Below are 9,582 nucleotides of genomic sequence, written 5' to 3'. Positions count from 1 at the left end.
AATCACGCTTAAGAAAAAATCAGCCGATCCCATCAATAGGTAAGGAGCCACGGAAAACTCACTGGATGGCCCTAAAAAACAAAACCCCACCAAAATGGTGGGGTTTATCATCAATCTGAAGCCTGGTTAACCAGGCTTTCTTTTTTAAGCTCTACTCAGCCTTTTCAGCTTGAGCTGTCGCTGATGATGGAAGGTTATCGAGTAACCGTTGATTAAAGCCATGGAAGCGGTTAATGGCTTCTATCAATTCCGGTACTTCAATTTTTAATACCTTATTAATCAAACCATTCACCAAGTTCTCGTAAGCGGCACCGCTTTCAAGATGATTACGTGACTCTTCAACCAAGTCCAACATGTGCTGCACATATTCCGCAATGGGTTTAACTTTTGCAGCAGGATCAGAAGAGGCATCTCCATCCTGAAAATGAGAAACCGCTTCATAAGCCTGAATAACCTTCACTTGCTCTTGCCGGCTTAACTGAAACGCGAATCCAGTTAGCTCCTTTTCATCAAACCCAAGTTCCAAAGCCTGATTGAATGCCAGCTCTACATCACCATTGAAGAACTCATCGGCTAGATCGGCAGCATCTGCCACTAACTGACCAATTGCTTTTAACTCCTCCTCATCCAAGTCACCATTAACTGAATAGGAGAAGCTGGAGCGTTGGAAGAAAAGAGCTTGCTGTTCGGAAGAAACTCGTTGTCCACCAGTACCTTCTTCATCGCCAGCAGATGATTCAAGTCTAACTGACTGACTCGCGGCGAATTGTCGGGCATCTTCGAAACGGATTGTCACTTCGTCTCCATCCCGGGTGCGAATCACCAAAGCCCCTGCATCTTGCCTGCTGTAACTCATAGCAGTCTGCGACACAGCTTGAAGGGAAGAATCAGCAGAACCGACTCGTCCGAACAGATTGTCCTCAAGGGATTGAATCCCTTTCTCAATCGCCTGCTGGCTTTTCTCAATACCGTCGGAGATCTCATCGGACATCAAATCACCGAGTTCTTTCTTTGCCGACTCAACGCCTTTAAGCACACCGTTGCGTGCTTGGGTGAACATCTCTTTGAGCTTGTCCTCAGATGCACCATTGGCTTTAGCCTGCTTGACTGCACCGCCGACAAAACGCAGCACATTTTTGGCGATTTCTTCAAAGTCGAACAGACTTTTCTGTTCACCCGTGGGTTCAGGCAGCTTTGGTTGCCTGTCTCCTATTTGAAGACTTTGGTTAAGCGCGCCAACAAAAATTTTCACGCCGATAAAGCGCTTCGACTGCGCACCGCTGCTGAGTGACACCGAGCTGCTTTGTTGACCGTTCGCTTGTTGCGCCGCAGCTTGTTCAGCCTGGCGAGGCAACTCTGATCGGCCAACTGGTTGCTTTCTCTCACCGAGAAATGCCTTAAGTTCGCCTAAATTCATGACAAAATCCCCCATAACCTCTATTTGGTTATCGGCACCCCAAGCTCAATTTTTAGACTTTATGCCATCATTCTCCAGATAGCGTCTACACAGAATACTAGGGAACATGCTTTATTCGACCGTTGTATGACTTTACAATCTGCGGCCTGAGACCAAGGGGCCCCAATGAGACCGACAGAAATAGATACCAGCCAGTATGATTCATTGTTGCAAAAAAAGCGTGATGCCATCACTGCGCAGTTTGCAACATTTAATCCTCCTCCCATCCAAGTGTATGCATCTGAGCCCGTTCACTATCGAATGCGCGCTGAGTTCAGGGTCTGGCATCAGGGAGATGATCTATTTCATATCATGTTCGACCCTTTAAACAAAGAAAAGTATCGTGTTGACCACTTCCCGCCAGCAAGCAAGTTGATTAATGAGGTCATGGCTGAACTGATAGATTTGCTGCGCCCCAATCCAACACTCAGACGTAAGCTTTATCAAATCGATTATCTCAGCACCATGAGCGGGCAAATCTTAGTTAGCTTGATTTATCATCGCCAATTGGATGAACAGTGGGAATTAGAGGCTCGTGGACTAAAAGAACAACTGAGAGCAAAATTCCACCTGGATTTGGTAGGCCGCGCCCGCAAACAGAAAGTCCTGCTCGATCAGGATTTTGTGGTGGAGTCTTTGCCTGTCCATAACAGGCAATATCAATTCAAGCAGATAGAAAATAGCTTTACCCAACCAAACGCCGTAGTGAACTGCAAGATGATCGAATGGGCACTGGATTGCACCAAGGGAATAGGTGGGGATCTTGTAGAACTGTACTGTGGGCTTGGCAATTTTACTCTACCGCTGGCACAACATTTCGATCAGGTATTGGCTACAGAGATATCCAAATCCTCCGTTGCCGCCGCGCAGTGGAATATCGATGCCAACCACATAGATAACGTTAAAGTCCTGCGTTTATCCAGTGAAGAATTCAGCCAGGCCATGAACGGTGAGCAGACTTTTAAGCGCTTGGAGGGGTTGGATTTGGCGGCGTTTAATTGCCGTACCGTCTTGGTTGATCCGCCAAGGGCCGGCTTAGACGACGATACCTGTGCGATGATCAGCAGATTCGACAATATTTTATATATCTCATGCAATCCAGATACTTTGCTTGAGAATCTACAAATGTTAACAAAAACTCACCGAATTGAGCGCTTCGCCCTTTTTGATCAGTTTCCTTACACGCACCATGCGGAGTGTGGTGTATTCCTGATGAAAAAGTGACTACCTGTTGCTCCCACCATAATGGACAGCACCTTTGGCGATAAACTTGAGCTGCTGGATCAGACGCTGGCCCAGTAGCTCTCGCTGTACCTGCGTTGCATCGATAGCTTCAGCGCCAGCACTAAACACCAGACGAACCATGGCTTCGGCCTGCAGGTTGGCGAGTTGGCGGCTCAAGCCTGTATGGGAAGCCGTGTAGTCGCTCAATTCCTGAGTGAAATGCTGTATCTCTCGGGAAACTGCCGCGCGAAAGGCAGGTGATATGCCTGAATATTCCCTCAGCAGCAGTCTAATCTCGTTACTGTTTTCTACCGCAAACTCCATAAAGGTGTTTACCGAGGTCTTAATAACACTGCCACCGGCATCGATACGTGAACGGGCCTGACGCATCAATTGTCTTAGAGCTAACCCAGCCTCGTCCACTAAAGTCAGCCCCAACTCATCAATATCTTTAAAGTGGCGATAGAAAGAGGTTGGTGCAATTCCAGCGACACGGGCCACTTCACGTAAGCTTAAATTGGACAGACTTCGCTGTTCATCCAGCAATGAAAATGCCGCATCGATTATGGCGCGGCGTGTTTTTTGTTTTTGTTCCTGGCGTCGCATGTTACTGAAACCCATAAAATTTGCCGCAGTTTAGCATTATTTGCCTTTTCACAGGCTGTGCTTTTGGGACAATCTGCTTGCCTAAGCGACCTGAAATGGATAAATTGGCGCACAGTTGTACGCTCAAATTTACCGGTCATGCAAAAACCTGCTTTTATCCTTACGAATCTCATTCTGTTCAGCGTCACGGCGCTGATAAGCCTGGTCGTGGTGCCTTACCTGGCGCTCACCGTTGGTTTTGACTGGGTTGAAATCGGCGCTTGCATCGCGCTTATCTGGTTCTCCGGTTTATCCATCACTGCCGGTTATCACCGCTTATGGTCACACAAGGCGTACGATGCTCATCCTGTTCTTAAGGTCATCCTTGCCGTTGGCGGGGCGATGGCACTGCAAAACAGCATCTTACATTGGGCATCTGACCATCGCATTCACCACAAGCATGTCGACGACAATGACAAAGATCCCTATTCAGCAGGGCGTGGATTTTGGTATTCACACATCGGCTGGATGCTAAGGGAATACCAATCTCACCGTTACAGTGATTACAACAACTGCAAAGATTTGCAGAAGGACAAAGTGGTAATGTGGCAGCACAATCACTACTTGCCTATTATGTTGGCGGCTAACCTCGGAATTCCTGCACTACTTGGCTGGTTAAACGGTGACGTGCTGGGCATGCTTCTGTTAGCGGGCGTATTTCGTTTGTTTGTGGTCCATCACGTGACGTTTTTTATCAACTCGCTGGCGCATATCTGGGGCAAACAAACCTATACCGATAAAAACAGCGCCAGAGATAATGGTTTGCTGGCAGTGCTGACCTTTGGCGAGGGCTACCACAATTTCCACCATATATTCGAATACGACTATCGCAACGGCATTCGTTGGTGGCAATTTGATCCCACAAAATGGCTGATAAATGCCTGCTCTTGGGTAGGTATTGCCAAGAATCTACGACGCTGTCCTGAAGAGAGAATCGAAAAGGCCCGTTTAGAGATGCAGCTAAAGCGCGCCCAAGCGCGTGCTGCAACCCTGCCAAATGCGGAAGTGGTAATAGGCCGAGTACAACAGGAATATGAAGCCTTGCTGCAAAAAATGACGGCTTACTATGAAACGCGTAAGCGCCTGTTGGATATGAAGAAGCGAAAACTGGTCAGAAGCTACGAGAAGCTGGATTTGGATTTCAAGTACAAAGAATTGAAGCAGAGTTGGATGCTGGCGAAACAACGTTGGATTCAAGTGCATCGCCTGCAGTTTGCTTAATCGGCTGCCATCGCGCCACTTGCTTTTCCCACAGAACTCGGCAAGGCTATGAAATTGTGGGTAAATATCGGAGTGGAGCATGGCCACAAGCAAAACAAAAAAAGTACAATCGAAGTCTACTTTTGACTATGACGCCATCGTCATAGGCACCGGGCCAGGTGGAGAAGGTGCAGCCATGCAGCTTTCCAAGGCCGGTAAGCGAGTGGCTGTGATTGAACGCCATGACTCGGTGGGCGGCGGTTGTACGCACTGGGGCACCATCCCTTCTAAAGCACTGCGCCATTCCGTCAGCCGTCTGATCGAATACAACAGCAACCCCCTTTTTAATGACAGCGACAGATCCAGACACCTGACTTTTCGTGAAATCCTTGGCCATGCCAGTTCGGTAATACGCACACAAAGCCGCTTACGGGGCAGTTTCTATGATCGCAATGGGGTAAAGGTTATCCATGGCATCGCCTCTTTTGTTGACCCAAACACCATCAAAGTAGCCAGACGAGACGGTTCCATCGATCAGATCACTGCCAAACAGATGGTGATTGCGACCGGCTCGCGCCCCTATACTCCAAAAGATATCGATTTCTCTCATCCGCGCATTTATAACAGCGACAGCATTCTCTCTCTTAAGCATGATCCGAAATCCATCATTATTTATGGTGCCGGGGTGATCGGCACCGAGTACGCCTCAATCTTCCGTGGAATGGGCGTTAAAGTAGATTTGGTGAATATGCGTGATCGATTGCTGTCATTCCTGGATGCGGAAATCTCGGATGCGCTGAGTTATCACCTATGGAATAACGGCGCCGTTATTCGCCACAACGAGGCTTATCACTCTGTGGAAGGCAGGGATGACTGTGTCATCTTGAATTTGCAATCTGGTAAGAAGATGCGAGCCGACTGCTTATTATTTGCCAATGGCCGAACAGGCAACACCGATATGTTGAATCTAGAGAGCGTCGGTGTGAAGGCAGACTCAAGAGGGCAAGTCACTGTCAATGAAAACTACCAAACCGAAGTAGACAACATCTACGCTGTGGGTGATGTTATCGGTTATCCCAGTCTCGCGTCTGCTGCTTACAATCAGGGGCGTTATGCCGCACAAGCCATGCTATCCGGCAGTGTCCCCTCCGATCTGCTAGAAGATATTCCCACTGGTATCTACACCATTCCTGAGATCAGCTCAGTGGGTAAAAATGAGCAAGAACTGACTGCCATGAAAGTACCTTACGAGGTTGGCCGGGCACAATTCACTCATCTCGCCAGGGCACAGATAGCCAATACCCAGGTAGGCAGCTTGAAGATACTGTTTCACCGGGAGACCAAGGAAATATTAGGGATTCATTGTTTTGGAGAGAGGGCTTCAGAAATTGTGCATATCGGCCAGGCGATCATGCATCAGAAAGGCGAGGGCAACACGGTCGAGTACTTTGTTAATGCGACTTTTAACTACCCGACGATGGCCGAGGCCTACCGGGTTGCCGCAATCAATGGTCTAAACAGACTTTTCTAAAAACAAAAAACCGGGCAAGGCCCGGTTTTTTTAATAAACACATTAATTAGCGATTACTGGCCAGTAGCGCACTGTTCTCTAAGGCATCACGATGAGCAACAATCTCGATAAGATGACGCTCTGGATAGAACTTAATCGTAGCCATCACCGCATCGCTTTGGTTGGCACTTTGTTGAACGATATTGCGCTGAACATCCTGAAACTGAATGTTTTGGCTGATTTGCCGTTCCATACAGGATGCATTCACCGTAAAACTCTCAGCTTCGACGCATTTAAACAGACTCTTTGGCTGCTCACCCGCTTGAGACAAACCGGCGAACGCCACTAAAGATACGGCAGTTAACAATTTACGCATGGCGGACTCCTAACAATGCTGGGTTTAGCGTATATACATTTTATACACGAGCACAGGTCAGCCATCAAGATCTTTTTAGATCATAGTTTTGTGACAGGATTATGACAGTGGTGAAATATTTGAAATTTTTTATGGGGCGAACTTATTGTCTGTTAAACAATCTACCGCTGAAGCCACTTCATTACAATACTGATGCATATTGAAACAGCTCTTATCTTAGAGGAAATCCGCAGTTGCAGACTCTGCGAGGCGCACTTGCCGCTTGGCGCCAATCCGGTGGTGCGCGCTAGCCAGCAGGCAAGACTGATGGTTATTGGCCAGGCCCCTGGCACTAAAGTCCACAAAACATCAGTGCCCTGGAACGATCCATCTGGCGACAGGCTCAGGGAATGGTTAGGAGTAGACCGCGAAACTTTCTACGATCATACCCGGATCGCCATTATGCCCATGGGGTTTTGCTATCCTGGAAAAGGGAAAAGTGGTGACTTGCCACCTAGAAAGGAATGCGCGCCCACCTGGCACCAACGATTACTGGCTTCCATGCCCAATATCAAGCTGACTCTGCTTATTGGTCAATATGCTCAAGCCTATTACCTGCAGGATAGACGAAGCCTCACCCAAAGAGTGCAACACTGGCAAGATTATCTCCCTGAATATCTGGTGCTTCCCCACCCATCACCAAGGAATAATTTATGGCTTCGCAAGCATCCTTGGTTTGAAGAGGAGGTGATCCCAGCACTGAAATCTAAGGTTTTGGAGATTCTGGAGCCCCAGGCTAAGCTCTAGGGCTGTAGTTATCGAGGAAATGGTTGAGTTCGTCAAACGGCATAGGCTTAGCGTACAAATAGCCCTGCGCTTCATCACATCCTAATCTGAGCATATGACTGGCTTGTTCGCGTTTTTCCACGCCTTCGGCAATAGTCTGTAAACCAAGCTTATTGCCGAGAGTAACGATAGTTTCTGCGATAAATGCACTCTTGCCTGATGTCACATCATTAACGAAGGAGCGGTCCACTTTGAGTCTGTCCAAAGGCAGCTTCTGCAAATAGCTAAGCGAAGAAAAGCCCGTGCCAAAATCATCGATGGCAATGCTAACGCCAAAGGCCTTCAATGCTTTTAGCGAGTCCACCACAATTTGCGGCTCATCCATCACCACACTCTCGGTGATTTCCAATTCCAGACACTTAGGATCGATACCACTCTCGGTCAGGGCATTTTTCACTAAGTCGATAAACTGGGGATCCCTGAACTGAGGCATGGAGATATTGACCGCCACCCGCAACTTATCAAGACCACGGTCATGCAACTGCTTCAGTTTGGAACAAGCCTCTTCCAGCACCCAGGCACCGATCTCAATGATCAGTCCGCTGTATTCGGCCAGAGGAACGAAGACTACGGGGGAAATAAAGCCCCCTTCAGGAGCGGGCCAGCGCAACAAAGCTTCCATACCGACCACAGATTCACTGACTAAATCCACCTGTGGCTGAAACCACAGTTGCAGCTTACGCTCAGCAAAGTCGGTTCGAAGCTGGCGGATCATGCCCAAACGCCAAGTGGTTTTTTCTTCCATCTCGGGGGCGTAATATTCGTAATTGGCGGTCAAGCTACGCTTAGCCCGGTTCAAAGCAATATTGGACTGCTTGAGAATATTAAGGCCATTGCAACATTCAGACATCAAGCGGCAAAAGCCCATGGTGACATTAACAGGAAGCGTATGGTCACCGGCTTTGAATGGTGATGTGAAAAGTGCAGAAATGGTATCCGGATTGACTACATCACCGCTGCCGATAAGACCGAACACGTCGGCCCCAATACGTCCCATGCGTACCGCATCACCGAGATTGTTTTGCATTCTCTCTGCGATAGCAATCAATAGCAGGTTCCCGGCATCCTGCCCCAATCCGTCGTTAATGTCGGAGAAGTGGTTTACATCGACCAGTGCCACCACCAGGTCTTCAATATCTGCACTACTGTCTTCGATTTCATCCAGCATATTGATGAATTCGTTGCGGTTAGGCAGCTTAGTAAGCATATCCCTGAAAGCAGCATTACGCAGTTGATGGAACAGGTTAACGTTTTCATAGCCCACCGAAATGCTGGTCATAAAGACTTCCAGCAGTTGTCGGTGAACCACGTTAATGGATGACCCTAATTGCACGTAAACGGCAGCTTCATAGCCACTGCTATTCATATACAAAACGGAGAAATCTTCGGCATAGATATGATCGCGTTTTTGTAAGCACAGGTTGACTTCGCGAATAATCTTGTCGTCATGCAGGCTGTCTAAGCGCTTGTTGATGTACGTGGCGAACTGGCCTGCCGCGCCGAGCACATAAACCGCATCATCTTCTCTGTCCAATACCGAACCGGCCCTGGCACAGACCACGCCACCGGCGTCCAGTCCAATCAAAGAACTGATTTGGGTAACCACACCTTCACAGAAGCCTTTAATCGAATGCTCTTCCAGCAGGTTGGCGGCGGATGCAATAATTTTTTCCAGCCCTACCCTGCTTTGATTAATGGTCAGGATCTGCTGATAAGAGCGCAGAGAAGCGATGATAGTGGTAAGTAGTTTACTGCGGGTCAGCTCGGTCTTGGTCTTGTAATCATTGATGTCATATTCCTTAATGACATTTTCTTCAGGAGCGTACCCTGGCTGACCGGTTCTCAAGATAATTCTGGGTTCGTGGAGATTCAGTTCTTCACGCATACGCTTGGCCACTTGCAGGCCCGCATCATCTGTCTCCATGACCACATCCAGCAACACAATGGCGATGGAGCTGCCATGCTCTGAAAGAACCTTGATAGCTTCTTCACCAGAGTAGGCATGGGAAAAACTCAGCTTACGACCGTTAACCACCAAGTCAGACAAAGCCAAACGGGTTACCGTATGAATTTCTTCGTCATCATCAACGATCAACACATTCCAGGTATCATTGTCTTCGTGATGTTCCTGCTGACCTTCTTCTTCTTCCAAAAAGATCAGTTCATCATTGTCGTATTCGGCTGGATTCATCTAGCTATCCGCAATTAACACCAAGAATTTTTAACGCCATGCGCTTTGGATTAACAATATCCTAATATTTATTAAAGCGAAACTGAAAGTACTGTACTGTTATTTAGCAAACTTGCCTGTTTTATCACCTTATCGATAAAGTTAGCACTAAGCCT

8 protein-coding genes are annotated in these 9,582 nt (G+C 47.9%); 4 read left to right on the top strand and 4 right to left on the bottom strand.

Annotated features, from left to right (window positions below; all coding sequences use genetic code 11):
* Positions 1-151: 151 nt before the first annotated feature.
* The gene (locus tag P2G88_RS18945) at positions 152-1,417 is read right to left on the bottom strand and encodes a DUF5610 domain-containing protein (RefSeq protein ID WP_275799029.1); all 1,266 of its coding nucleotides are present in this window, start codon (positions 1,415-1,417) and stop codon (positions 152-154) included.
* Positions 1,418-1,582: 165 nt separating this feature from the next.
* Here P2G88_RS18945 and trmA point away from each other — a divergent pair, with 165 nt between their 5' ends.
* On the top strand, positions 1,583-2,680 hold the full coding sequence (gene trmA / locus P2G88_RS18940) for a tRNA (uridine(54)-C5)-methyltransferase TrmA (RefSeq protein WP_275799026.1): 1,098 nt from the start codon (positions 1,583-1,585) through the stop codon (positions 2,678-2,680).
* On the opposite strand, the gene fabR is transcribed toward trmA, so the two are convergent.
* Positions 2,681-3,286, bottom strand: a complete 606-nt coding sequence (fabR, locus tag P2G88_RS18935; RefSeq protein ID WP_275799039.1) for an HTH-type transcriptional repressor FabR — start codon at positions 3,284-3,286, stop codon at positions 2,681-2,683.
* 138 nt (positions 3,287-3,424) lie between these two features.
* On the opposite strand from fabR, the gene P2G88_RS18930 reads away from it, so the two are divergent.
* Positions 3,425-4,546 (top strand): fatty acid desaturase, encoded by a 1,122-nt coding sequence (locus P2G88_RS18930; protein WP_275799023.1) that lies wholly within the window; start codon positions 3,425-3,427, stop codon positions 4,544-4,546.
* Positions 4,547-4,625: 79 nt separating this feature from the next.
* Complete coding sequence (sthA, locus tag P2G88_RS18925; protein ID WP_275799021.1) at positions 4,626-6,056, top strand: Si-specific NAD(P)(+) transhydrogenase; 1,431 nt, start codon at positions 4,626-4,628, stop codon at positions 6,054-6,056.
* 46 nt (positions 6,057-6,102) lie between these two features.
* Here the strand turns inward: sthA and P2G88_RS18920 are convergent, their stop codons facing one another.
* Complete coding sequence (locus tag P2G88_RS18920) at positions 6,103-6,411, bottom strand: hypothetical protein (RefSeq protein ID WP_275799017.1); 309 nt, start codon at positions 6,409-6,411, stop codon at positions 6,103-6,105.
* Positions 6,412-6,609: 198 nt separating this feature from the next.
* On the opposite strand from P2G88_RS18920, the gene P2G88_RS18915 reads away from it, so the two are divergent.
* The gene (locus tag P2G88_RS18915) at positions 6,610-7,197 is read left to right on the top strand and encodes a uracil-DNA glycosylase family protein (RefSeq protein WP_275799037.1); all 588 of its coding nucleotides are present in this window, start codon (positions 6,610-6,612) and stop codon (positions 7,195-7,197) included.
* Here P2G88_RS18915 and P2G88_RS18910 read toward each other — a convergent pair.
* Positions 7,187-9,427, bottom strand: coding sequence for an EAL domain-containing protein (locus P2G88_RS18910; RefSeq protein WP_275799013.1), 2,241 nt, complete (start codon positions 9,425-9,427; stop codon positions 7,187-7,189). The genes P2G88_RS18915 and P2G88_RS18910 overlap by 11 nt on opposite strands.
* Positions 9,428-9,582: the final 155 nt, after the last annotated feature.

It is taken from the genome of Aliiglaciecola sp. CAU 1673 (assembly GCF_029223185.1).
In the GTDB taxonomy this organism is placed as follows: Bacteria; Pseudomonadota; Gammaproteobacteria; order Enterobacterales; family Alteromonadaceae; genus Bowmanella.
This window is presented reverse-complemented; position numbering and strand designations above follow the sequence as displayed.

Excerpts from the sequence above, each read along its gene's own strand:
- P2G88_RS18945 (WP_275799029.1), bottom strand. The coding sequence starts at position 1,417 with ATGAATTTAGGCGAACTTAAGGCATTTCTCGGTGAGAGAAAGCAACCA.
- trmA (WP_275799026.1), top strand. The coding sequence starts at position 1,583 with ATGAGACCGACAGAAATAGATACCAGCCAGTATGATTCATTGTTGCAA.
- fabR (WP_275799039.1), bottom strand. The coding sequence starts at position 3,286 with ATGCGACGCCAGGAACAAAAACAAAAAACACGCCGCGCCATAATCGAT.
- P2G88_RS18930 (WP_275799023.1), top strand. The coding sequence starts at position 3,425 with ATGCAAAAACCTGCTTTTATCCTTACGAATCTCATTCTGTTCAGCGTC.
- sthA (WP_275799021.1), top strand. The coding sequence starts at position 4,626 with ATGGCCACAAGCAAAACAAAAAAAGTACAATCGAAGTCTACTTTTGAC.
- P2G88_RS18920 (WP_275799017.1), bottom strand. The coding sequence starts at position 6,411 with ATGCGTAAATTGTTAACTGCCGTATCTTTAGTGGCGTTCGCCGGTTTG.
- P2G88_RS18910 (WP_275799013.1), bottom strand. The coding sequence starts at position 9,427 with ATGAATCCAGCCGAATACGACAATGATGAACTGATCTTTTTGGAAGAA.